Annotated in this window: 18 protein-coding genes, 1 tRNA gene and 1 riboswitch; of the genes, 10 read left to right on the forward strand and 9 right to left on the reverse strand. The window is 44.6% G+C overall.

What is annotated here, in order from left to right; all coding sequences use genetic code 11:
- Positions 1 to 375: 375 nt before the first annotated feature.
- The 3 genes from FPZ42_RS15955 to FPZ42_RS15965 form a co-directional block, all read right to left on the reverse strand.
- Positions 376 to 2,034, reverse strand: a complete 1,659-nt coding sequence (locus tag FPZ42_RS15955) for a response regulator (RefSeq protein WP_146272850.1) — start codon at positions 2,032 to 2,034, stop codon at positions 376 to 378.
- Positions 2,035 to 2,042: 8 nt separating this feature from the next.
- A complete protein-coding gene (locus tag FPZ42_RS15960) occupies positions 2,043 to 3,443 on the reverse strand; it encodes an ATP-binding protein (protein WP_146272851.1) in 1,401 nt (466 codons plus the stop codon).
- A gap of 106 nt (positions 3,444 to 3,549) precedes the next feature.
- On the reverse strand, positions 3,550 to 5,958 hold the full coding sequence (locus tag FPZ42_RS15965) for an ABC transporter permease (protein ID WP_146272852.1): 2,409 nt from the start codon (positions 5,956 to 5,958) through the stop codon (positions 3,550 to 3,552).
- Positions 5,959 to 6,109: 151 nt separating this feature from the next.
- Between FPZ42_RS15965 and FPZ42_RS15970 the strand changes: the two genes are divergently transcribed.
- Positions 6,110 to 7,093, forward strand: a complete 984-nt coding sequence (locus FPZ42_RS15970) for a type I phosphomannose isomerase catalytic subunit (protein WP_146272853.1) — start codon at positions 6,110 to 6,112, stop codon at positions 7,091 to 7,093.
- Between the two features lie 7 nt (positions 7,094 to 7,100).
- Here FPZ42_RS15970 and FPZ42_RS15975 read toward each other — a convergent pair whose 3' ends face one another.
- Together FPZ42_RS15975 and FPZ42_RS15980 are read right to left on the reverse strand one after the other, a co-directional pair.
- Complete coding sequence (locus FPZ42_RS15975; RefSeq protein WP_146272854.1) at positions 7,101 to 7,535, reverse strand: response regulator transcription factor; 435 nt, start codon at positions 7,533 to 7,535, stop codon at positions 7,101 to 7,103.
- A 13-nt stretch (positions 7,536 to 7,548) separates the two neighbouring features.
- Positions 7,549 to 9,030 (reverse strand): PAS domain-containing sensor histidine kinase, encoded by a 1,482-nt coding sequence (locus tag FPZ42_RS15980; RefSeq protein WP_146272855.1) that lies wholly within the window; start codon positions 9,028 to 9,030, stop codon positions 7,549 to 7,551.
- 426 nt (positions 9,031 to 9,456) lie between these two features.
- Between FPZ42_RS15980 and FPZ42_RS15985 the strand changes: the two genes are divergently transcribed.
- From FPZ42_RS15985 to FPZ42_RS15995, 4 genes are all read left to right on the forward strand, one after another.
- The gene (locus tag FPZ42_RS15985) at positions 9,457 to 10,527 is read left to right on the forward strand and encodes a glycoside hydrolase family 2 TIM barrel-domain containing protein (protein ID WP_146272856.1); all 1,071 of its coding nucleotides are present in this window, start codon (positions 9,457 to 9,459) and stop codon (positions 10,525 to 10,527) included.
- Between the two features lie 295 nt (positions 10,528 to 10,822).
- Positions 10,823 to 10,935: riboswitch (SAM riboswitch) on the forward strand.
- 142 nt (positions 10,936 to 11,077) lie between these two features.
- A complete protein-coding gene (locus FPZ42_RS15990; RefSeq protein ID WP_146272857.1) occupies positions 11,078 to 11,713 on the forward strand; it encodes a peroxiredoxin in 636 nt (211 codons plus the stop codon).
- Between the two features lie 17 nt (positions 11,714 to 11,730).
- Positions 11,731 to 11,801 (forward strand) — tRNA-Cys (locus tag FPZ42_RS19250).
- Between the two features lie 522 nt (positions 11,802 to 12,323).
- Positions 12,324 to 13,253: a DUF5996 family protein gene (locus tag FPZ42_RS15995; protein WP_146272858.1), complete on the forward strand. Its 930-nt coding sequence runs from the start codon at positions 12,324 to 12,326 to the stop codon at positions 13,251 to 13,253.
- A gap of 1 nt (position 13,254) precedes the next feature.
- On the opposite strand, the gene FPZ42_RS16000 is transcribed toward FPZ42_RS15995, so the two are convergent.
- A complete protein-coding gene (locus FPZ42_RS16000; protein ID WP_146272859.1) occupies positions 13,255 to 13,914 on the reverse strand; it encodes a class I SAM-dependent methyltransferase in 660 nt (219 codons plus the stop codon).
- A gap of 81 nt (positions 13,915 to 13,995) precedes the next feature.
- On the opposite strand from FPZ42_RS16000, the gene FPZ42_RS16005 reads away from it, so the two are divergent.
- From FPZ42_RS16005 to FPZ42_RS16010, 3 genes are all read left to right on the forward strand, one after another.
- Positions 13,996 to 16,239, forward strand: coding sequence for a carbohydrate binding family 9 domain-containing protein (locus FPZ42_RS16005; RefSeq protein ID WP_146272860.1), 2,244 nt, complete (start codon positions 13,996 to 13,998; stop codon positions 16,237 to 16,239).
- Between the two features lie 297 nt (positions 16,240 to 16,536).
- Entirely contained in the window at positions 16,537 to 16,713 is a 177-nt protein-coding gene (locus FPZ42_RS19255) for a hypothetical protein (RefSeq protein WP_186458795.1), read from the forward strand.
- Between the two features lie 22 nt (positions 16,714 to 16,735).
- Complete coding sequence (locus FPZ42_RS16010; protein ID WP_146272861.1) at positions 16,736 to 17,056, forward strand: phosphoribosylpyrophosphate synthetase; 321 nt, start codon at positions 16,736 to 16,738, stop codon at positions 17,054 to 17,056.
- Positions 17,057 to 17,283: 227 nt separating this feature from the next.
- Here the strand turns inward: FPZ42_RS16010 and FPZ42_RS16015 are convergent, their stop codons facing one another.
- Positions 17,284 to 17,529 carry a hypothetical protein gene (locus tag FPZ42_RS16015; RefSeq protein ID WP_146272862.1) on the reverse strand — a complete coding sequence of 82 codons (246 nt, stop codon included), beginning with the start codon at positions 17,527 to 17,529 and terminating at the stop codon, positions 17,284 to 17,286.
- 43 nt (positions 17,530 to 17,572) lie between these two features.
- Entirely contained in the window at positions 17,573 to 18,817 is a 1,245-nt protein-coding gene (locus FPZ42_RS16020; protein WP_146272863.1) for a cystathionine gamma-synthase family protein, read from the reverse strand.
- Between the two features lie 172 nt (positions 18,818 to 18,989).
- Between FPZ42_RS16020 and FPZ42_RS16025 the strand changes: the two genes are divergently transcribed.
- Positions 18,990 to 20,312: a hypothetical protein gene (locus FPZ42_RS16025; RefSeq protein WP_146272864.1), complete on the forward strand. Its 1,323-nt coding sequence runs from the start codon at positions 18,990 to 18,992 to the stop codon at positions 20,310 to 20,312.
- A gap of 55 nt (positions 20,313 to 20,367) precedes the next feature.
- Here FPZ42_RS16025 and FPZ42_RS16030 read toward each other — a convergent pair whose 3' ends face one another.
- Entirely contained in the window at positions 20,368 to 20,883 is a 516-nt protein-coding gene (locus FPZ42_RS16030; RefSeq protein WP_146272865.1) for an OmpA family protein, read from the reverse strand.
- Positions 20,884 to 21,115: 232 nt separating this feature from the next.
- On the opposite strand from FPZ42_RS16030, the gene FPZ42_RS16035 reads away from it, so the two are divergent.
- On the forward strand, positions 21,116 to 22,720 hold the full coding sequence (locus FPZ42_RS16035; protein WP_146272866.1) for a tetratricopeptide repeat protein: 1,605 nt from the start codon (positions 21,116 to 21,118) through the stop codon (positions 22,718 to 22,720).
- The last annotated feature ends 315 nt before the right edge of the window (positions 22,721 to 23,035 follow it).

Genomic DNA, 23,035 nt, shown 5'->3' on the forward strand with positions numbered 1-23,035 from the left:
AGCTCACATGCCATCATTGTTCTGTCCGCTCTCGTCCGAAGCTTTTTTGCTGACAATAAAAAGAAGACCAAATAAAAGAAGAATGAGGAAAATGAGCTTCATCGATGAACCCAAAGCAACCGAAAAAATGCTGCATAGTGTAACGTGCGGATAGCACAGGCATTGCCAATGCACTAACGTTGTAGTGCGTTACCGTAGCAGCGAGTTTTTTCTTTGGTTACTTTCTTTTTTGCGGAAAAAAAGAAAGTAACATCCACTGGCGAGAATAATCCACAGCCATTCCTAACGAAGAACTAATTTAATCGGCAGATCGAATGTGCTTGTCCTCTGAGATTGCCACGTCGCTGATGCTCCTCGCAATGACAAGATTTTTACTTACACCTCGTTCAAATACTTATGCACAAAACTAATAGCCATTGAGCCTTCGCCTACAGCGGATGCTACACGGTTCATTGCTCCGGCGCGTACGTCGCCTGCCGCGAATATGCCGGGGCAGCTTGTTTCCAGCAGGTAAGGGTCGCGGTCATTCTTCCACTTCTTGGCGAAATCCGGGCAAAGGTGCAGGTCGCGACCAGTTTCAATAAAGCCTCGGTTGTTCACCAGTATGTCGTTGCACAGCCATTCGGTATACGGTTTGGCACCGATGAAAATGTATAAGGCATCGGCATCAACTGTGTTGGTCTCACCGGTGTTAAGATCTTTAATGCTCAGTTGCTGCAGGTTTTCGCCCCCCATCGCCTCGGTAATTTCGGTACAAGGCATCAGCTTGATGTTAGGTTGGCCGCCAATCTGATCGATCAGATAAGACGACATGGTCTCGTTAAGTGACGGCTTCCTGATCAAAATAAAAACCTCTTTGGCAAATTTAGACAGGTACATAGCTGCCTGCCCGGCAGAGTTACCGCCCCCCACAACATAAACGTGTTTGTCTTTGCAGGATGCAGCCTCTGTCATGGCGGCACCGTAATAGATGCCTGCACCGGTGAACTTATCTATGCCCTTAGTCGTTAACTGGCGGTAATCAACCCCGGTAGTGATGATGACGGATTTGGTGATCACTTCTGTATCATCATCCAGCACCAAGGTTTTGTAGGCACCTGTGGTTTTAATTTCCTTAACGGCCTGCGGCGATAAAAACTCTGTACCAAACCTTGATGATTGCGTAATGGCCCTGCGGGTAAGATCGGCACCGCTGAGGCCCGATGGAAACCCCAGATAGTTCTCGATACGAGAGCTTGTACCAGCCTGTCCGCCCGGTACTTTTTTCTCTATCAATAATGTTTTCAATCCTTCTGATGACCCGTAAACAGAAGCTGCAAGCCCTGCGGGACCAGCACCTATGATCACCACGTCGTACAGTTCGTTTTTGGCTGATTGCGTTAAGCCTATCTTGCCGGCAATATCTTTTACCGTTGGCGTCTTCATTACTGCTCCATCGGCACAAATAATTGCAGGCAGGTCTTTAGCCTCCAGGTTGTTCAATTTAATGAGCGATTTAGCTTCTTCGGTATTGGCATCGAGCCATTGATAAGGCACCAGATAGCCCGAGAGGAATTCCTTGATATCATGAGATTTGGGCGAGTACTGGTATCCAACAACTTTAATGCCGTGGAAATCGGGTTTGTAAACGCCCTTCCAGTCTTCAAGCAGGTCGGTAATTACCGGGTACAGCTTTTCTTCGGGCGGGTCCCAGGGTTTGGTTAAGTAATAATCCAGTTTTACCTCGTTGATGGCTTTGATGGCAGCATCGGTATCGGCATAGGCGGTTAACAGTACCCGTTTAGCATTGGGGAAATACTGCATGGTTTGGCACAGGAAGTCAACTCCATCCATTTCCGGCATGCGCTGGTCTGATAAGAAAAGCGCTACAGTTTCGCCCTTGTTTTTAAGATCAAGCAAGCTGCCCAACGCCTCTTTGGCTGATGCCGTACTCAGCACCCGGTAATGATCGCGATACTGCGTTTTAAGGTCGCGGCTTATGGCGCGCAGCACTTGCTGGTCGTCGTCAATAACAAATATAATAGGGTTGCTCATGTAAGTGCTTAGTTATCATTTATAGGAAAACAAACAGAAAACTCGGTGTTGCCCGGCTCCGATTTTACCTTTACTGTGCCGTTATGCTGGCGAATAATCCGGGTAACTACATCAAGCCCCAAACCTGTACCTTTACCCATTTCTTTAGTGGTAAAGAACGGGTCAAATATCTGCGACTGGATATCTGCCGGTATACCTGGGCCGTTATCCTTAATGTAAACGCAAACAAACTCGCCGTCCTTTTTAGTTCGTATTTCCAGCTGGCCACCTTCGCGGCCTTCCAGCGCATCAATCGAATTATCTATCAGGTTGGTCCAAACCTGATTGAGTTCACCTGCAAGGGCCTTAACTTGAGGTAGCGTTGTATCAAAATCTTCCTTAACCTCAATTTTTGCCTTGCGCAGCTTGTAGTTAAGCATGGTAAGGGTGTTACGAATACCTGCGTGGATATCCAACCACTGGCGGTCGGTGTCCCTGTCCATGTGGGTGAAGGTTTTCACCGAGCTCACCAACTCTGAGATACGGTGTGAAGCATCACGTATATCAGCCACCATTTTTTCCTGCAGCAAATAGTTATTCATCCAGGCCAAAACCACATCCAGCTTCGGTGATGGCGTACAACTGTTCAGATGTTCCAGATCGGATACGCCGAAACCGAACTCCACAAAATTCTCAGCAATATCAAGGTCTTTAATATTGTGATCAAGCAGCCAATCGGTCAATTCATCTTCCTTATCAGCACGTTCCATCATGGTGAGTATCGGCCTGTCTGCGCCATCTGTTTTACTGATGAGCAGGTTATTAACGCTGTCGATCTTCTCAGGCAGCATGTTGATAGCGGCAACATCTTTAAAAAGTGCAGGCAGGTGCTGCACCTGGCATTGTAATGCCGATGCGCCGCGGGTAATTGCCGATGCCGGATTATTAAGCTCGTGAGCCAAACCTGCAGATAGTTTGCCCAATGCAAACATTTTTTCGTTTTGCTGCTGCAGCGAAGTGAAATCACGAACGCGGCTGGTCATAGCATGTACCAGTGCTTCCGTAAGCTCGTAATTTAATTTGATGCCTTCCTGAATTTTTGTTTTTGGGATCAGCAGGATACGGCAATCGCGTATGGCTTCGCTATAGCCGGGCGTTTTTTGTCCGCGACTGAATGGAAGGTAGCCCGTAACCGTATTGGGTTGTATAACGGTTATCTCCCGTACTTTGCCGTTTTGGTCGGCCCAAATGCGGATGCGGCCTTCTATCAGCACATAGGTTTTATCAAGCGATTGCCCTTTCTCAAAAATGCGTTCACCAACCTTTATTTCTACGGTTTGGCCGTTATCCAGCATCCATTGTAGTTGGTCGTCTGGTACTTCTTGCAGGGCGGGTACGGCTTTTAGTTCGGCCAGGGTTACTTCATTCATAGGTAGCAGATAAAGTACTACAAGTATAGCGGTATTTTATCTCAAATTGAAGTTTTGGCGTCCGCAGATAAACAAGAAAACGTCATAATCTTTGAAGGCAGCCGCGCTATTCCGTTCGTAAGCTTTTTATAGGATTGGCCAGTGCCGCCTTAACAGTTTGCAAGCTTATCAATACAGATGTTAACGCTAATAATGCTACAAATGCTATTACAAAAGGCTGCGGCGTTAACGCTACTTTATAAGCGTAGCCGTTAAGCCAGGTATGCATTAACCAATAGGCCAGCGGGCAAGCCAGCACAACAGCAAAAACAATTGTTGCGGTAAAATCTTTGAGGAATAGTATTACTACATCTTTCTCGGTTGCCCCCAATACTTTACGCACCCCAATTTCTTTTGTACGCTTTTGGATACTAAGCGATATTAATCCCAGTACACCAAGCAGCACAATGATGATAGCCAGGCCTGTTGCCAGGTACGATGCCTTTTTAAGCTGCAGTTCGGTTTTATACATTTTTGCCAGCATATCATCTATAAAGTTATATTCAAAGGGTGCGCCGGGCATTACTTCGGCCCATTTCTTCTGCACGGCTGCAAGGTTTTGCTCCATATTGCCGGGGCGAAGCTTGATAGAAAAATACCTGTAAAAAGGCGTACCGTTCACATTCATGAATGTGATAGGCCCGGTTTTGCTGCCCATACCGCCGAATATAAAGTCACCGGTCACGCCGCTAATGGTCATCGGCGCATTCATTCCCACGCTGTTAAACTGCTTGCCAACTGCCTCGGCAGGTGAGCCGAAGCCTAAAGCTTTTGATTGCGCTTCGTTTATCACCACCAGGTTCGAATCTGCTTGAATGTACTGCGGCTTAAAAAACTTACCGGCTTTCATTGATAGGCTATAAGTTTCCGCATACGTATTGTCGGTAAGTAATGTCGTTGCATTAAATGCCTGGTTGGGGTTATCAGTAGTTTTATACGCTTGTACGCCACCGCTGGCACCACCGTCCGGTATTTCCCATGAAAGGCTTACACTTTTTATCTGTGGCAGCTCAGCAAGTCGCCTGCGAATGTCCTCCATCTTTTGTACGCCGGGTTTCGACCAATCTCGTGGCACCTGTGCGTACACTACGTAATCTTTATCAAATCCCAGGTTTTTTCCAAAGAATAATGAGATCTGCTTAGATATAACGATAGCAGATATTAATACCACGCAGGCTGTAGTGAATTGAAAGGCGATTAGCCCTTTGCGGAAATAAGCATTGTCTTTTACCTGGTTAAGTTTCCCTTTGAGCGAATCAACCGATTTAAGTGCTGATAGTACAAGGGCAGGGTAGATGCCTGCTACCAATCCCATCAGGAGGGCAAAAATTATCATAATGAAATAGGAATACAGCGGGAAAGAGAAAAGGCCGCCTATATCTGTAGCCAATATATTAGCGAAATAAGGTTTTGCCAATACATAAATACCAAATGCTAACACAGTGGCAATAAGCACCAGCACTATTGACTCTGTTAAGAACTGCCATATCAGTTGTTCGCGTAAACCGCCCAAAACCTTGCGTATGCCCATTTCTTTCATCCTTTGCGATGACCGGCTAATGCAGATATTCACAAAATTGATAACCGCCATCAGCAGGATGAACAGCGCGATAAATGATAGCGTGAAAAGCATTTTCTTAACAGCGCCATTCCCAAACTCGAGATAAAAAGATTTTAGCGGTACAATTTTCGGCGTTAGGTTGGCCGCAATGTTTTCCGGTGCATTTTTTTTGATCAGGCTGCGCATCGGCCCATCAAGATCTTGCGGCTTTACACCATTTTTGAGTTCTATCAAACCAACCAATGCAGTATTCTTCCATCCGTCCAGGCTGCGGCCCATAAATTTGGCGGCGGAGGCGGGCAGGAATATTGAACTGTTGCTGGTCTCGATCACATTGGTTACAGAGTTTTTGGCAAACTTTGCCATCACTCCGGTTACCATAAAATCATGCTTGCTTCCTTTGAAGTTCTCTATACTTAATGTTTGGCCAACAACATCCGTTGTGCCGAAGTATTTAACAGCTGTTTGTTCTGTAATAACCGCAGTAAAAGGCTGGTTAAGTGCAGTACCTGCGTCACCATGCAACATTTTAAAGCCGTACATGCTTAGAAAAGTACTATCGCCTACCTGCAAACTTTCGCGGAAATGCAGGTCGCCCTTTGATACCGTAGAGCTTACCCCATCCCAATGGTAATAGTTGGCTACCAGGTTAGGATATTGTTCTTTAAGCGCTTTCGGCATGTCAGCCAGTGCCGTAAGTTCATAACCCAATGATGGGTCTTTCCATTCGCTTTGGATAATGTATTGGTTGTCGGCATTCCGCAGGTCATGGTTTACGCTCCACTCGTGCCAAACATAAGCAGCAATCAACATGGTAAAGGCTATACCTACAGATAAGCCAAAGATATTGATGAACGAAAAGAGCTTATTTTTTGAAAGGTTACGCCAGGCAATTGTTATGTAGTTGTACAGCATACGGTTATGGTTTGCACTAATGTAAATATGTTAAAGCCGACTATTAAATACTTAACATTTTTTAACTAAAACATCCTCGTATTAATAACGTATATCATTTGTGGTTATTCATCAAACTCTGTTAACTTAGCCGCCAAATAATAACACTGCCATGTCAACTCCCTTATACCCGCTAAAATTTAAAACCATTTTTAAAGATAAAATATGGGGCGGCCATAAAATTGAAACCTATTTACATAAGAATATCGGCGACCTGCCAAACTGCGGTGAAACCTGGGAAATATCAGGCGTTAAGTCTGACGTATCTGTTGTTGACAGCGGCGAGCTGAAAGGCCAATCCCTGGCCGATCTGCTGGAACAGTACCAGGCTGAGCTGGTAGGCGAGAAGGTGTACAAGCATTTTGGTAACAAGTTCCCGTTGCTGATAAAATTTATTGACGCCAATGATGATCTGAGCGTACAGGTACACCCTAATGATGAGCTTGCAAAAAAACGCCACAATTCTTTTGGTAAAACTGAGATGTGGTACATTATAGAGTCTGATCCAGGGTCTACATTGATCACCGGCTTTAATCAAGAAATTGATGAGCAAAAATATGTTGAAGCTTTGAACAGCGGCCACATTATGGATATCCTTAACCGCGAAGAGGCAAAAGCAGGCGATGTTTTCTTTTTACCTGCCGGCCGTGTCCATACCATTGGTAAAGGCTTGTTGATTGCCGAGATACAGCAAACATCAGATATTACCTATCGCATTTACGATTTTGATCGCGTTGATGATAAAGGCAACAAACGCGAACTGCATACTCAGGAAGCTTTGGCAGCTATTGATTACAAGCACTACGACGAATATAAAACCATATACCAGCCTCAAAAAGATGAGACCGTACACGTGGTTAGTTGCCCATACTTTACCACCAACGTGTTAGATGCAACACACGGAACGACAAAGGATTACTCAAATTTAGATTCGTTTGTGATACATGTATGCGTTGAGGGCGAGTATACCCTAAAACACAATGATCTTGCTTATCCTGTAAAAATGGGTGACTGTATTCTGCTGCCGAAAACCATCGACAAAGTAGAATTGGAAACAAACTCGGGCTTTAAGATTTTGGAAAGCTATATTGAGTAGAATAAGCTCAGTTGTAATTAACCTGATCGCCCGAACCTTGCAGGTTACCTGCAATTTCGGCAAGGTAATTTTCATCCAAAGGTTTCAAAAGATAATCCGCTACCAGCGGATTTTTTTTTGCCCTGCTAATATCTTCGATATCAATTGATGAACTAATGTTATACAAGGTGATGGATTTAGGTAATTGGGATTTTATTTCCCCAAATGCATCATTAAATTCCCATCCATCCATGATGGGCATGTTAATATCAACAAACAAGGCATCGGGTAAATGATTGCTGTTGTTGGGGTCTTTCAAATAATCTATAGCTTCTTTTCCGTTGCTAAATTCGAGTATTTCGTTAAAAAGGCCTTTAATTTCCGTCAGTTTCCTAAAACCATATCTAAAAATCTTGTCGTCGTCAACAATGCCTACCCTCGCAAATTTGGTTTCACTACTCATCAATATTTTAAACTTATACCAGTTTAACAGTAAATTTTGTGCCAATATTAACTGTGCTTTCTACGTTAATGGTACCGCCAAGTGCCTCAATTTGGTTGCGCGTCATAAAAAGGCCAATCCCCTTAGAATCAGAATTTTGATGGAAGGTTTTGTACATCCCAAATAGCTGATCGCCATAACGATCAAGGTCGATGCCTAAACCGTTGTCATCAAAAACCAGATAGATGTTGTTGCCGCTTTTGTAAGTAGCAATATGGATTACCGGATGCCTGTTTGGGTGTTTGTATTTTATGGCGTTGGTAAGAAAGTTTTGCAGGATACTTTCCAGGTAAGCAGGCACATAGTTTATGGCCGGCGCTTCATTAAAATTAACATGTATTTCGGCATGCGAAGCTTCGATATTGTTTTGCAAAGCCAGTGTTACGTTATCGTAGATCTTTTGAAATTCAACCAGCTTGGTACCTTTTGATACCTCGGCCTGCATCCGTACTATCTCTTCCAAATGGCTCATGGTTGAACTTAGGCTTTGGCTGATGGTTTTGATGTGCTGAAAGATCTCTGTACGATCTTCCTGAAGGTCGCTCTCCTCAAACAGATCTACCATAAATTTGAGGTTACCCGCATGTGACCGCAGGTTGTGCGATACGATGTAGGCAAAGTTTTGCAGTCGTTTATTTTGATCGTCAAGCAGGTTAATGGACGATTGCAGCGTAAGCCCACGGCGTTTTATGTTATCAATATCCTGGAAAGTGCCACGTAAAATGATACAGCGGCCATGTTCGTCTAATACGGGTACAGCCCTGCATTTAACCCAAATAATATTGTTTTTAGCTGTACGGAACTCAACCTCAATATCATATGGTTTGCAGAGTGTTAGTGCCTGGTTAACTGCATCTTCGAGCAGCGGGCGATATTGTGGTAAAAAGAATTCAATGGCTTCCGGAACGCTTAATTTGATGTGATTGCTCAACTCAAAGATGTCATATACCTCCGGGCTAAATTTAAGCTCCATGCTTCGGCTGTCTATCTCCCACAAACCTATCTTTGCAATACGGCCTATCTCAAGGGCCTGTAGTTCGCTTTCGGCACTTTTTGCGTGCGCAAGTTTTATGGCGTTGATATTGGTGAGAAAGCCATACATCACATTACCATTACCTGTTTCGCGGCGATGAGTTGTACTTTCAAACCATTGGTAGCCTTGGTTTTTTGTTAGCAGGCGGATATGAGCTACGCGTGGACCATCATGTTTTGGGGAGTAAGTGGCTTTGATGAATGCATCTTTATCCTGGTAATAAAGTAAATGATCGAAGAAATAATTGTTTGAACATTCAATTTCTCCGGGCGAATAACCCAACATGTTATAAAAACCCTTAGACCATTTAAGTTCTTTGCTTTGGTTGTGATACTCCCAAATACCAATGTCCTTGTTATCTATAAGATGTGCTATATAAGACAGGCTCTCACCGTCAAAAGTATGTCCGTCTGTCAAAGTCATTCACGCAATTATCAAAAATTCATTCTGTAACGCCGTGTTATTGTAAATAATATGCCAAAGCCGCGAGTACAACTATTTGTTGTTTAAAATTTCGAGCAGGGAAACAATAATTTCTTGTTTCGTAAAATTGATTAACCCTTGGTTTATGAGGGGTTGATCAATTCGTCATGCTCACAAAATCGAAACTCAATCGGCTAAAACTATCGCGTGTATACGTTTGCTTTTCTGTTTGGTTATTAAAATTAACCGTGTAAAAATACTATATATTTTAAGACGACAAGCTACTTAATTTAAGTGTTTTACAACTTTTATGACTATCAATATTTTTAATATCACAAATATTGCTGATTCAACAGATCTGTTTTCTTATGATATATGTACTATTGACATTTTTTTATAAGTTTACCGCTACCAATTTAAAAACTTATGAGATTTACTTTGTTAACAGCCCTTGCTGCGGCATTTATCAGCACCACTTCTGTTAATACAATTGCACAAAACGCTCCGGTAGCCAAAGTATGGCCTGCAGCTAAGGCAAACGCCTGGTATGCCCAACACAAATGGATGAGCGGCGCTGATTTTATACCCAGCACGGCAATCAACCAGTTAGAGATGTGGCAGGCTGATAGCTTTGACCCTAAAACCATAGACAAAGAATTAGGCTATGCGGAGGGGATAGGATTTAATACTATGCGTGTGTTCTTATACAGTCTTGCCTGGCAACAGGATAAACCCGGCTTTAAAAAACGCATAGACGATTATTTAGCCATTGCAGATAAGCACCATATTAAAACCATGTTTGTTTTTTTTGATGATTGCTGGAACGCTGATGCAAAAATTGGTAAACAGCCTGCGCCAAAAACCGGCGTCCATAATTCAGGTTGGCTGCAGGATCCGGGTAACCGCCTGGGTACGCCTGGCCAGGAAGCTATGCTAAAAGCTTACGTAACCGACATAATGACCGCCTTTAAAAACGATAAACGCATATTGCTTTGGGACCTTTACAACGAGCCGGGCAACTCTAAAAAGAAAGATGCCTCAATGGACCTCCTGGTAAAAGTGTTTACCTGGGCAAGAGCGGTAAACCCCTCGCAGCCGCTATCTGTTGGTTTGTGGGACTGGTCGTTTGAAAAGCTAAACACTTACCAGGCGCTGAACTCTGACGTGATTACTTATCACGATTACACCGAGGAGCCTTCGCATTTGAAAACCATCCAGATGCTGAAGACCCACGGCAGGCCGTTGATATGTACCGAATACATGGCCCGCACGCGCAACAGTCGCTTTGAAACGGTTATGCCCATGTTAAAGAAAGAGAATGTTGGTGCGCTTAACTGGGGCTTCGTAGCCGGTAAAACCAACACCATTTATGCCTGGGACACCCCAATGCCAAATGGCGGCGAACCCAAAGAGTGGTTCCATGATATTTTCCGCAAGGATGGTACTCCTTACAAGCCTGAAGAGGTAGAGTTGATCAAAAAACTGAACGGCAAATAGGCTTAGTTATATGTTAGTCTTAGGGTAGAAGGCGATGCAATTGATCGCATCGCCTTCTGTTTTTAAGCTGATATGGGACAAATTGCCATTATCAACTGTCGTTAAAGCGGCTTTTACAGGTGTTCACGTTCACGCCATGAACACTTGTGAACACCGTGAACGCTGACAAAAAATTGTCAGTATTGCTATTCTTAAATATTTATCCCTCATTATCAATAACTTATAATATTTTAAATAAAAGACTACCAAATTTGTAGTTTTTATTTATTTTTGTATCGTTATCGTTCTTTAAATATACTTATCCAGAAAGACCGAGGGAAGGGCCCTGCGAAGTCTTAGCAACCTGTACCGCTTGGTAAAAGGTGCTAATTCCTGCTTTGTACTAATTAGTACTGAGACAGATAAGCTGATTTAAACGACCTGCATTGCCGCAGGATATCACTGTTACAGCCCATCTATCGCTTACTTCCGGATATATTATTGAAACTATTTTACCAATAGCAGGCTTATTTAAAAGCTGTTTAAATATTCAACTTAAAAAATTAGAACCATGAGTTTAAGAATTGGCGACGATGCCCCAAACTTTAAGGCGCAAACATCAAAAGGCGAAATTGACCTTTACGAATACCTTGGCGATGGCTGGGGGGTACTTTTCTCGCATCCTGCCGATTATACCCCGGTATGTACTACCGAGTTGGGAAAAACGGCTGCATTAAAAGACGAATTTGAGAAACGTAACGTAAAGGTGCTTGCTTTAAGCACTGATAACGTTGAATCGCACAAAGGCTGGATCACTGACATTAACGAAACGCAGAACGTAGAGGTAACTTTCCCCATTATCGGCGATGAGGACCGTAAGATCTCTGAGGCCTATGATATGATCCACCCTAATGCTTCGCTAACGGCTACCGTACGTTCATTGTTCATCATCGGTCCCGACAAAAAGATCAAACTGATCATCAGCTACCCGGCATCAACCGGCCGCAACTTTCAGGAAATCTTAAGGGTGATAGATTCGTTGCAGTTAACCGCTTACCACAGCGTTGCTACCCCGGCCGATTGGAAAGACGGTGAGGATGTGGTAGTGTTACCGGCCATAAAAACCGAAGATATTCCGGCTAAGTTCCCTAAAGGTTTTAAAGAGGTGAAACCTTACCTGAGAATTACGCCGCAGCCTAATAAATAAGGCTTCTGAAAATTTTAAGCCGCGTGACCGAGAGGATAGGTGAGGGCCTGCAAAACCTTACACGGTAGTTCGAATCTACCCGCGGCATCAAACTACTAAACTGCTAACTAAAGTAATTGGGCCGCAAGGCCCATTGCTTTTTTAGGCATACGCCAATCCTTCTTAAGAAAGACACGTGTAAAAAAGAACCGTGTCATTGCGAGCGATAGCGCGGCAATCTCATCGCGTTAGTGCCACGCGAGGAGATTGCCACGTCGTCCCGATAGCCATCGGGACTCCTCGCAATGACATGGCTTATTTCCTCATCCTCTTTGCGTAGCAGAGAGGGTCGCGCATCCCGATAGCAATCGGGACGGGGTGAGTCAACTCGTCAATTAACTCACCCCGACACCGCTACGCTTGTCGACCCTCTCTTCGCTGCGCGAAAAGAGGGTATAGAAGGAATAAGTAGAAAAAAAAAATCATTACCCTCTTTGCGTAGCAGAGAGGGTCGCACACGGAGTGCCGCGGGGTGAGTCAACTCGTCAATTAACTCACCCCAACCCCTCTCCTTTGGAGAGGTGTTGGGGTGAGGCTCCAACAATTCCTCCTCCTCACTTGTAGTACTATTATGAGCAAATCAACACACAACTGGCCTGTTCTTGATTTTCATTACCTGAAAGATACTATTGCCACCGTACACATGTGGACGCAGATGATAGGTAAGGTACGTTTGAAAAAATCGCCCTGGATAAACCACTCCTGGCAGGTTACTTTATATGTAAGCGCCAGCGGCCTAACTACTGGCAGCATCACTTATGAGGATGGTATTTTTCAGATAGATCTCGACTTGGTGAAGCATCAGCTGCACATTACAACCAGCACAGGTGGTAAATGTACAAGCTCGTTAGGGGCAGCCACCATTGCCGATTTTTATCATAATCTGATGGATAAGCTGAAGGCCGTGGGTGTTAACGTGGAGATCTATGCCGTACCAAACGAGTTGGAAACGGCTATTCCCTTTGCAGAAAATACTACTCCGGGTACTTATAATGCCGAAGCTATGCATACCCTTTGGCAGGCTTTGGTTAGTATCAACAATGTTTTTACGCGCTTCAGAGCAGGTTTTTTAGGTAAGTGCAGCCCGGTGCATTTCTTTTGGGGCGCTTTTGATCTGGCGGTAACCCGTTTCAGTGGCCGCACGGCGCCTAAGCATCCCGGTGGTGCGCCAAATATGCCGGTAGAGGTAATGCAGGAAGCTTATTCTCACGAAGTAAGTTCATGCGGTTTTTGGCCGGGCAGCGAAGCTTTTCCGCAGCCGGTATTTTATTCCTACTGCTACCCAACACCAGATGAATTTGCTAAGCAGGAAGTTAGCCCGCCTCAGGCATTTTACAGCGGCGAGATGGGCGAGTTTATGCTTACTTATGAAGTTGTACAGCAATCGGCAGACCCGGAAGCAACATTGTTACAGTTTCTGCAATCAACATACGATGCCGCCGCCCGAACCGGCAATTGGGACAAAAACCTGGAGTGCGATCTGCAATGGCTAAAGCAATAATTTAAAACAGGGTTTTTGACGGCTTTTTAGCTGGTGAGGGTTGTTGCTTGTTCCCGGTTTTGCGCAGGCACCAGGTAGTCATACAGCGCAGGCCTTGTACATTGGTGGTTTTTATCGGCTCAAATAATTCACCCCCAAGGTCAACCGTGTATTCCATCAGCATATCCTCATCAACCAGGTAGCGTTGCGAACCATCGGGCAATACGTAACGACCATTTCCCAATTCCTGTACTTTGTCAGCAATGCCAATGGTCGATGCCAGGCGTGCAAAAAGGTAACCGCCCGGCTTTAGCACCCGCCACATTGACCGCAGCATGGCATCAAAATGATTATGATCATTGGCAAAATGCAACACAGCGCTGCTGATAACCAGGTCGAAGATGTTATCCTCATAAGGTAATGCTTCTGCAGCAGCAACCCTAAAATTATCTGCAGGCAGCTTAGGTGCAAATGTTGCAGCCAGTTGTTTTACCTGCTCAACAGCTTCGGCGTTGGGGTCTATGCCATGTATGTTAAAACCATTTTGCAGAAAGTAAATAATGTTCCTTCCACCACCGCAACCTGCATCTAAAACGTCCCTGCAGTTATCAAACGTACCTTTCAGTAATTGGTCAAACAAGTATATATCAATGTTGCCGAAAGCTTGCTGCAGTTTGCTCATAACCACTTAGTTGTTAAGTGCACTAATGTAACAATAACGTGTATGGTTTAAAAGATTATACCCCACTAATTAGGTAGTGTAATGCATTATCAATATTATTGTGTATCGCCCCCACCAGAGGCGCTGGTATTATCTCACACTGTTACCGTACCAATTTTGACTAAACTTAAACTGATGCTGCTGCTTGGCGTTGTGCTGCTTTGCAATGCCGCCCTCGCGCAGAAAAAGAACGCTAATTATCAATTGCATATTAAACGTGCAAAAGGTGCCATTAAAATTGATGGTTTGCTTGATGAGAGCGATTGGCTTAACGCCGATAGCACCGGCAGGTTTTACATGGTGTTACCTATGGATACCAGCTACGCCAATTTAAATACGGTTGTGCGTACGGCCTATGATGATAACAACTTTTACATTTCGGCAGTTTGTTATACACCCACGCCGGGCTATATGGTGGAGTCGCTTAAGCGCGATTTCAGTTTTCTGAAGAACGATAACTTTATTTTTTTTATGGACCCCTTTGATGCCCGTACGGATGGCTTCACTTTTGGCGCTAATGCCGTTGGTGCACAGTGGGACGGGATTATGTTTGAGGGGAGCAAGGTTGACCTGAGCTGGGACAATAAATGGTATTCTGTTGTAAAGAACTACCCCGATAGGTGGGTTTTTGAAGCCGCTATTCCGTTCAAAAGTATCCGCTATAAGAAAGGCATCAAAGAGTGGGGCATTAACTTTAGTCGTAACGACCTGAAGAGCACCGAAAAATCGGCCTGGGCACCTGTTCCACGGCAGTTCCCGACAGCGGCTTTGGCTTATACCGGTACATTGGTTTGGGACGAGGCACCTCCTGTGGCAACGCATAACATTTCGCTTATCCCGTACGCCCTGGGTGGTATTACTAAGGATTTTGAGCATAATAAAGATGCTGTTTGGCGTAAAGAAATAGGGGGAGATGTAAAGATAGGCCTCACTTCATCACTCAACCTCGACCTTACCGTTAACCCTGATTTCTCACAGGTGGATGTGGACCAGCAGGTGATCAATCTAAACAGATACGAGCTGTTCTTCCCGGAGAAAAGGCAGTTCTTTTTAGAGAACGGCGACCTGTTTGCCAACTTCGGCTATGCGGATATTCGGCCTTTCTTTTCGCGCAGGGTGGGTTTAAATGCGCCTATCCGCGGAGGGGCAAGGTTAACAGGTAAAATAGATAAGAACTGGCGGGTGGGGGTAATGGATATCCAGACAGGCCAATCAAGCTCGGATAACCTATCGGCACAAAACTTTGGTGTGGTTACCTTGCAGCGCAGGGTATTTTCCCGATCAAACATCGGTATCATGTTCGTAAATAAAGATGCAACTGGCAGCGCCCCAAACCCGGATAGCAAAGGATCGGCCTACAACCGAAACCTGGGCGTGGAATATAACCTGGCATCATCAAATAACCAATGGACGGGTAAGCTTTTGGGGCTTAAATCATTTAGTCCGGGTGTAAGCGGGCACGATTATGTGCAGGCGGCTAACCTGCAATACCTGAGTAAATACTGGACCATAGCCCTGCAGCAACAGTATGTTGGCCGAAACTACAATGCAGAATCGGGCTACGTACCGCGGAAAGGCTACAATAAACTTGCGCCGTTGCTGCAACATAACTTTTTGCCTAAGAATGGTATCATCCTATCGCACGGGCCACAGATAAGCGGCACTTACTTTTTTGATGAGCGTTACAAGCCTACTGATAACGAGACCATCCTAAGCTATTTGATCACCTTCCGGAACAGGGCCACGCTAACAGTATCAGGATTAAATGATTATGTGAAACTGCTGCAGCCGTTTGACCCAACCAACACCGGTAAAACCCCGTTACCAACAGGTTTTGAAAACCACTGGAGCACCATTGATATACAATACGCATCGAAACCGCAGAGCGTATTTACTTACCTGGTTGAGGCCGCGCGCGGTGGCTATTACGACAACGGAACCAAAAACACGCTGATAGGGCAGGTGGGCTACCGTTTTCAGCCTTATGTTAATTTGCTGGTTAATGTTTCATACAACGATCTGCATTTGCCCGCGCCATACGGTCGTAATAAATTTTGGTTGATTGGTCCGCGTGCTGATGTTACATTTACCAATACCTTGTACTTCACAACATTTGTACAATACAATGAGCAGGCGCGTAACATGAACATCAATAGCAGGTTACAATGGCGCTACAAGCCGGCATCAGACCTGTTCATTGTTTACGGCGATAATTCTATCCCATCGCCCTTTACTATTAAAAACAGGCAGCTTACCATCAAGTGGACGTATTGGTGTAATATCTGATTACATATATCAATTCCCTCCCTTGGGAGCGGTGCGTTGGCTGAGAGCACAGGCAGGTAGGGGTATAATCGCGTAAGAACCTCTCGCCCGGTGGACTCATCAGGTCTACGCTTCGCTGAACCATCCTCTCTGCTGCAAGCAGCAAAGAGATTAAACCTTTCACCCTCTTTTAGCGTAGCGAAAAGAGGGTCGACAAGCGTCAGCGATGTTGGGGTGAGTTAAAAAATGTAAATTGATCACGCCACCCTAAAATTCTTTTATACCAAACCATCTACCCCATTTCGGTGTTAAAAAGGCATGAATAAATTTTTCCGTGCATTAATTGCTGCCTGGGGTGCTAAAAAACTTGGCGGCGGGTGTTTGTCTACAATTGTTATCTTTATTATTATTTACACGCTATTAGGTAAATGCGATAACACATCGCGTGCCGCTGCGCCCGTTCACAATGTAAAAACAGTAGCAGTTAGCAGATAATTTTAATTGCAATTTTGTACTTATGAAACAGATGACCACCGTAAGCGAAGTGATCAACAACCTTCGCGAGAAAGGATACACAGAAGATTTTAACCTTACTGAGAACTGCCTTAAATGCGCAGGTAACCAATTACAACTGCATCCCGAAGATTTTGTGGTTGATAAGCATTACCGTTTTGAGGGCGATTCAAACCCTGATGATGAGGCAATAGTTTATGCTATTTCATCAGAAAAATATAACATGAAAGGCGTGCTGGTTAATGGTTACGGCCCTTCCGCTGATCCGGTTGCCGATGAAATGGTGAAGGCCCTTGCTGAAAAGCCGGGAGCAACGGATCTGTAATTTATTTTTAAGTGTCATTGCGAGCGTAGCGTGGCAATCTCATGGCGTTTAGACGAACGCGAGGAGATTGCCACGTCGTTCCTCCTCGCAATGACACGTTTTAGTAATAATAAAGCCAGCGTATTGCGCTGGCTTTATTATTATCTCTGCTGTCCTGGTGAGCCTGTCGAACCATCATCGCGCAGGTAGGTCTTCGACAAGCTCAGACTGAGAAACTTTGACTTATTCTATCCCAACAAATCTATCTTCTCTTCAATTTTATCAGCTATCAAATGCACCAGTTTATTATCCAACTGCGCGGGGTTTTGGCAAACTGATAGCGTTTCATGGTCGTCCGGATTAAAGCTAACCAGTAACTTTTCATCCTGAAAAACCTCGATCTTACAACGCTGATGGCTGTGATGCAAATATTCCTTTACCTCCAGCGCTAAGTTCTGTTTGTTGTATTTAATATTAAGATTGAACTTCTCCATGGCTTTCCCGGTTTATCATTAAACCAGCTGGGCGCGGTATTGTTCAGGAAATCGCTTCAAATGCTTTCTTAAAGTCGTTAAGCAGGTCTTCGCGGTCTTCAATACCTACAGATAAACGGATCATTCCTTCTGGTATACCCATTTCGGCGCGGCGTTCAGGGCCCAACTCAAAGAAAATAGTTTGAGCAACCGGTATAGACAGCGTGCGGGTATCGCCCAGGTTACTGCTTTTGATAACCACCTCTAAATTATTAAGGAAGGCAAAAACATCTATACCATCTTTCAACGCAAAGCTCATCAACCCACCATGCAGGCGGAACAATTTTTTTGATAACTCATGCTGCGGGTGGTCCGGTAGCCCCGGGTAGTAAACCTTGTCAACCAACGGGTGGCTGTTTAGATATTCGGCCAAAGCCATGGCATTACCGCAAGAGCGCTCCAGGCGCAATGCAAGTGTTTCAGCACCTACCGATAAGTTATGCGCAGCTTCAGGGGCAAGTGTACCACCACCATCGCGCAGGCCACGTTTGCGGATCTGCGTAATGCCCAAAAGTTCCGGTTTAATTTGCTGGCGCAACACCTCGGCTATGCCGGAGTAATTAGCCCAGTTATATAGGCCGGTATCGGTCACCGCACCGCCAAGTGCATTACCATGCCCACCAATGTATTTCGTTAGCGAGTTTACTACTAAAGATGCCTTTACATCGTAAGGTGTAAATATATATGGCGAGGTCATGGTGTTATCTACCACGTAGATCAATCCTTTTTCTTCACAAAGGTCGCCTATGGCCTGCAGGTCGGCAATTTGAGTAGCCGGGTTGGCAATGGTTTCTGCAAAAACCATACAGGTGTTGGGCTTGCAGGCTGCCTTAACGTTCTCAACAGATGTGGCATCAACAAAGCTAATGTCAAGCCCCATTTCAGTAAAGGTGGTAAGCACGCTACGGCTGTTGCCAAATAAAAAAGAGCTGGCAATAACGTGGCTTCCCTCTTTTACCAGTGCGAAGACAGTTGCCATAATGGCTGCCATACCGGTAGAAAAACTTACCGTTGCTATGCCTTTTTCCATCATGGTGATTTTGCTCTCCAACGCTGCCGTTGTAGGGTTACCCTGGCGCGAATAAGCAAACCCTTTCGCCTTATTTTGAAATACGTTCACCAGATCCTGCACATCATCAAAGCCCCACGTTACGGCAGTGTGAATAGGCTGGTGCAAAGCGCCAAATTCAGGTTTGCGTAAACGGTCGGCGTGGAGCAGGGTGGTGGTAAATCCTTTTTGTTGAGTCATGATTATTAGAACAGTAGATAATATTTCGCAATGATAGGGTATCTGTGCTTTAAATGCAAAGCAGGATGGTTATTAGCGCTAAAGTTTGACATTCACCACATCGTTGAAAACTGGTACAAACCTTAAATGAAATGGATTTGTTACCTTGCAGCACATTTTACAAAGCTGCCGTATGAAGAAATTGTTGTTACTGGTGCCCGTGTTGTTCGTGCTTTCGTGCAAGCAAAGAGCATCAGATAGTGTTGAAGGAAAAAAACTGAATAAGTTGGCCCAGCAATATGTTACCCTTGGCCTCACTATCGGCCAGTACGACAAAGATTTTGTAGATGCCTACTACGGTCCCGACTCCCTGAAACCCAAAGAACTTACCGAAAAGGTTGATAAAGACGATTTTCCGCGCGATAGTATCCTGGCATCCATCAACGAGTTGATGAACAGCATAAAGATAGCCGGTGATGATGCCAAGATAGACTCTAACCGTATCCGTGCACGCTGGATCTACAACCAGTTGATGGCCTTTAACCGCCGCGTTCGCAATTTTGCGGGTGAGTCCATTTCGTTTGACGAGGAATCTAAAGAGCTGTTCGGCGTTGCCGCACCCGCCTATGCCGAGGAGTATTTTAAGGCTGAGTTGGATAAACTGGACAGTATCCTGCCGGGCAAAGGAAACGTGAACGACAGGTTTCAGAAATTGGCTAATAAGTTTGTCATCCCGAAGGATAAAATTGAACCGGTGATGAAGGCCGCTATAGCCGAAGCGCGTAAACGTACTATCGCACATTTTAAACTGCCCGCAGGCGAAAGTTTAACACTTGAGCTGGTAAATGATAAACCGTGGAACGGCTATAACTGGTACAAAGGCAATTATAAAAGTGATGTGCAGATCAACACCGATATTAAAATATTTATCGACAGGGCCATCGATGTAGGAAGCCATGAAAGCTATCCCGGTCACCATGTTTATAACATGCTGTTAGAGAAAAATCTGTATCACGATAGGGGTTGGGTTGAGATCTCCCTGTATCCGCTGTTTAGTCCACAGTCATTGATAGCTGAAGGCAGCGCAAACTTCGGTATTGACATGGCTTTCCCGGGCGATGAAAAAGTAAAGTTTGCCAAGAGTGTGTTGCTGCCGATGGCCGGTTTAGATACCGCCGGTGCCGACCTGTATTTTAAAGCCCTTGCCATCAAGAACCGCTTAAACTACGCCCGTAACGAGGCTGCCCGTGGTTTAATAAACGATACCATGAGCCCAAGCAAGGCACGTAACTACTTGCGTAAATACTGCCTCATGAACGATGAAACTGCTGATAAATCAATGGATTTTATTAAAAAATATCGCAGCTACGTTATTAACTACAACTACGGCCAGGATCTTGTAAAAGACTATATCGAGCGCAATGGCGGCAAAACCAGTAACCCGCAAAAGCGTTGGGAGCTATTTGGTCAGTTGTTAAGCAACCCGGTTAGCCCGGCTGACCTGGTGAAAAAATAAGCAAAAACGGCCCGCGCTTTACCAAGCACGGGCCGTTCTGCTTAATCAAAAACAATTATAGTTTTTGTATCTCAACGCGGCGGTTAACAGCACGTTCTTCTTCTGTTTTGTTACCATTCAATGGCTTACTTTCGCCAAAGCCTTTTACTATCAGGCGGCTGGCATCAATGCCGCTATTAACCAAGTATGTTTTTACCGAGTTGGCACGCTCTACTGAAAGGTCCATGTTATGCTGCTCGCTGCCCTCAGCAGATGAGTTTCCGTTAAGCTGGAAGTTAACAGATGCATCCTTTTTCATTTCGGCAACGGCCTTATCTAATATAGGGTAAGCAGTAGTTTTTAATATACCTGAATTAAACTCAAATTGTATGTTCTTAAAGTTATAATCTGGTGGGGCCGGTGCCGGAGCTGGTGCAGGCGGCGGTGGTGGTGGCGGGGTTGGCGCTGGTGCCGGTGCTGCTTTTGGCGGCGGTGGGGTTTGTACTAATGGTTTCTTTGATTTACAAGCCGGCAGTATAGCTACCGAAGCTGCAATAAGTAATGGAAGGTAGATTGCTTTTAAAAACTTCATTCTTTTGCTGTTTTGTTTAAGTTTTAAACGGTTAGGGTTGGGGCGATATTGTAAATAATATGCTTCAACCGGGCTCAAATGTAATAATCGTTCATCATTATCAAATAAATATCCTGCTTAAAAACGGCATAACGGCATTTTCATATATGTTTATAAGCTCGTGGTGCTTAACATTAATTTAATATGTAACCGCTTATTTTGTAACGCCACTTGTTAACGAAGCAATTTGCTGATGCTGAAATATCTTTCCGCTTTATTATTGGTTTGTGTAATAACTTTAGAGCTGCGTGCGCAAAGCGTTAACCTGCAGGCAGCAAAAGCGTTGGCACAAAAGCACCCGGATAGCGCGCTGATCATGCTGAGGCAGCTATACGCTAAAGCGCAGGAGCAACAGGATAAAACAAGCGAAGGATTATGCCTGCAACAAATGGGCACAATCTGTTATAATCAGGGGCATTACAGCCAGGCATTAGATTTTTACCTGCACGCCGATAAGCTTTTTACCGAAGCTAAACAACCATTACTATCTGCAGCTAACATGGGCGATATGGGTTTGCTGTATTATTATAACAAACAGATAGAAAGGTCGCGCGCGTACTATAACAGGGTATTGGCCATTTACACACGTCAAAACGATCTTAAGGGCCAGGCACAGGTATTGGGCAGCATAGGGCACCTCTACGAGAAAACGCGTAAGTATGATAGTGCCTTTTATTACCAGAATCAGGCGCTTTTAAAATATCAGCAGGCTAATTTTAAGCAGGGTGCTGCCAAAATATATGAGAACCTGGGCAGCATTTATGAAGATCTGGCAAAGTTTGATTCTGCCTATGTAAGCTTTAGCAGGTCACTTCAATTATACCGCGACCAGCATAATGAGGTAGGAAGCATAGAAGTAATAAACAATTTAGGGGATATACTGCGCAAAACGGGCAAGTACAAAGAAAGCCTGTTGCGAACCCGCCATGCACTGCAACTGGCAAGCCAAATGGGGAACGTTTACCAAATGGCATCATGCACAAAAGATATGGGCAAAACCTTTGAGTTGATGGGGCAAACGGATAGCGCGTATCATTATTCGGAACTAAGCAGGAGATATTCGCTTGAGGTATATTCCCTTGATGGGGCAAAGCAAACTACATTTTTACAGGTTTTGTATGATTTTAACAAAAAGAGCGATGAAATAGCACGCCTGAACAACATACGCAAGCTTAATCGCATTATTGGTGCAGCGGTGGCCGTGGTGGTAGTTTTGTTGGTTATTTTGGGGATAGTGATCTTTAGCAGGCAGCGTTTAAAATTGCGCGACCAACAATTGCTTGCCCGCCAAAAAGCTGCAGAGCACGAGGTGATGCAGTTAGAATTAAAGAACCAACAGTTGGAAGAACAGGGACTTAAACAGCAACTTGATATTAAAAGCCGCGAGCTATCAAACCATACGCTCAATCTGATCAAAAACAACCAGTTTTTGGAACAGATGCGCAGCAAACTACAGGCGATGGTGAAAGATGACCGCCGCGACCAGAAAAAGCAGATGCAGCAGCTGATAGCTGAGATAAATGAGAATTTTAACCATGAGCAGCACTGGCGCGAGTTTACCGTAGCGTTTGAGCAGGTGCACCAGCAATTCTTTGATAGCCTGCGGGCTTTTAGTCAGGACCTTACATCTGCCGATATGCGCCTGATAGCTCTTATCAAGATGAATCTTGACTCTGCCGATATAGCTACTCTTTTAGGCATATCTACAGACAGCTTACGTGTGTCCCGTTACCGCCTTCGTAAAAAACTGAATATCCAGCAAGGGGATAATTTGTCGGCGTTTATACAAACATTGTAGAGGCTTTATAAATATCGCTTTCATATCGACTCACCCCGACATTGCTGGCGCTTGTCTACCCTCTCTTCGCTGCGCGAAAAGAGGATAAAGATGTTATATTTTTTCCCTCTTTGCTGCTGGCAGCAGAGAGGGAGGTCCAGCGTAGCGTAGACCGGGTGAGTCGGTCTCCAAGAAGATAAAACAACAACCCGTAAAAGATTATTTAAGCCACCCCCACCGTTACAATCATCCATCCACATAGCCCTGCAAACTATATTTTAAAGCAGTTAACATTTCCTTAATGTAACGATAATAAAACCATAATGGCGGTTTTTA

Origin of the sequence: Mucilaginibacter achroorhodeus, assembly GCF_007846095.1 — a bacterium.
GTDB classification, from domain to species: domain Bacteria; phylum Bacteroidota; class Bacteroidia; order Sphingobacteriales; family Sphingobacteriaceae; genus Mucilaginibacter; species Mucilaginibacter achroorhodeus.

What these genes read in the sequence shown, in the direction of transcription:
- FPZ42_RS16035 (WP_146272866.1), top strand. Translation starts at nt 21,116, where the DNA reads ATGCTGAAATATCTTTCCGCTTTATTATTGGTTTGTGTAATAACTTTA.
- FPZ42_RS15980 (WP_146272855.1), bottom strand. Translation starts at nt 9,030, where the DNA reads ATGACTTTGACAGACGGACATACTTTTGACGGTGAGAGCCTGTCTTAT.
- FPZ42_RS15975 (WP_146272854.1), bottom strand. Translation starts at nt 7,535, where the DNA reads ATGAGTAGTGAAACCAAATTTGCGAGGGTAGGCATTGTTGACGACGAC.
- FPZ42_RS16015 (WP_146272862.1), bottom strand. Translation starts at nt 17,529, where the DNA reads ATGGAGAAGTTCAATCTTAATATTAAATACAACAAACAGAACTTAGCG.
- FPZ42_RS16020 (WP_146272863.1), bottom strand. Translation starts at nt 18,817, where the DNA reads ATGACTCAACAAAAAGGATTTACCACCACCCTGCTCCACGCCGACCGT.
- FPZ42_RS16025 (WP_146272864.1), top strand. Translation starts at nt 18,990, where the DNA reads ATGAAGAAATTGTTGTTACTGGTGCCCGTGTTGTTCGTGCTTTCGTGC.
- FPZ42_RS15990 (WP_146272857.1), top strand. Translation starts at nt 11,078, where the DNA reads ATGAGTTTAAGAATTGGCGACGATGCCCCAAACTTTAAGGCGCAAACA.
- FPZ42_RS16030 (WP_146272865.1), bottom strand. Translation starts at nt 20,883, where the DNA reads ATGAAGTTTTTAAAAGCAATCTACCTTCCATTACTTATTGCAGCTTCG.
- FPZ42_RS16010 (WP_146272861.1), top strand. Translation starts at nt 16,736, where the DNA reads ATGAAACAGATGACCACCGTAAGCGAAGTGATCAACAACCTTCGCGAG.
- FPZ42_RS16000 (WP_146272859.1), bottom strand. Translation starts at nt 13,914, where the DNA reads ATGAGCAAACTGCAGCAAGCTTTCGGCAACATTGATATATACTTGTTT.
- FPZ42_RS15965 (WP_146272852.1), bottom strand. Translation starts at nt 5,958, where the DNA reads ATGCTGTACAACTACATAACAATTGCCTGGCGTAACCTTTCAAAAAAT.
- FPZ42_RS15970 (WP_146272853.1), top strand. Translation starts at nt 6,110, where the DNA reads ATGTCAACTCCCTTATACCCGCTAAAATTTAAAACCATTTTTAAAGAT.
- FPZ42_RS15955 (WP_146272850.1), bottom strand. Translation starts at nt 2,034, where the DNA reads ATGAGCAACCCTATTATATTTGTTATTGACGACGACCAGCAAGTGCTG.
- FPZ42_RS15960 (WP_146272851.1), bottom strand. Translation starts at nt 3,443, where the DNA reads ATGAATGAAGTAACCCTGGCCGAACTAAAAGCCGTACCCGCCCTGCAA.
- FPZ42_RS15985 (WP_146272856.1), top strand. Translation starts at nt 9,457, where the DNA reads ATGAGATTTACTTTGTTAACAGCCCTTGCTGCGGCATTTATCAGCACC.
- FPZ42_RS16005 (WP_146272860.1), top strand. Translation starts at nt 13,996, where the DNA reads ATGCATTATCAATATTATTGTGTATCGCCCCCACCAGAGGCGCTGGTA.
- FPZ42_RS19255 (WP_186458795.1), top strand. Translation starts at nt 16,537, where the DNA reads ATGAATAAATTTTTCCGTGCATTAATTGCTGCCTGGGGTGCTAAAAAA.
- FPZ42_RS15995 (WP_146272858.1), top strand. Translation starts at nt 12,324, where the DNA reads ATGAGCAAATCAACACACAACTGGCCTGTTCTTGATTTTCATTACCTG.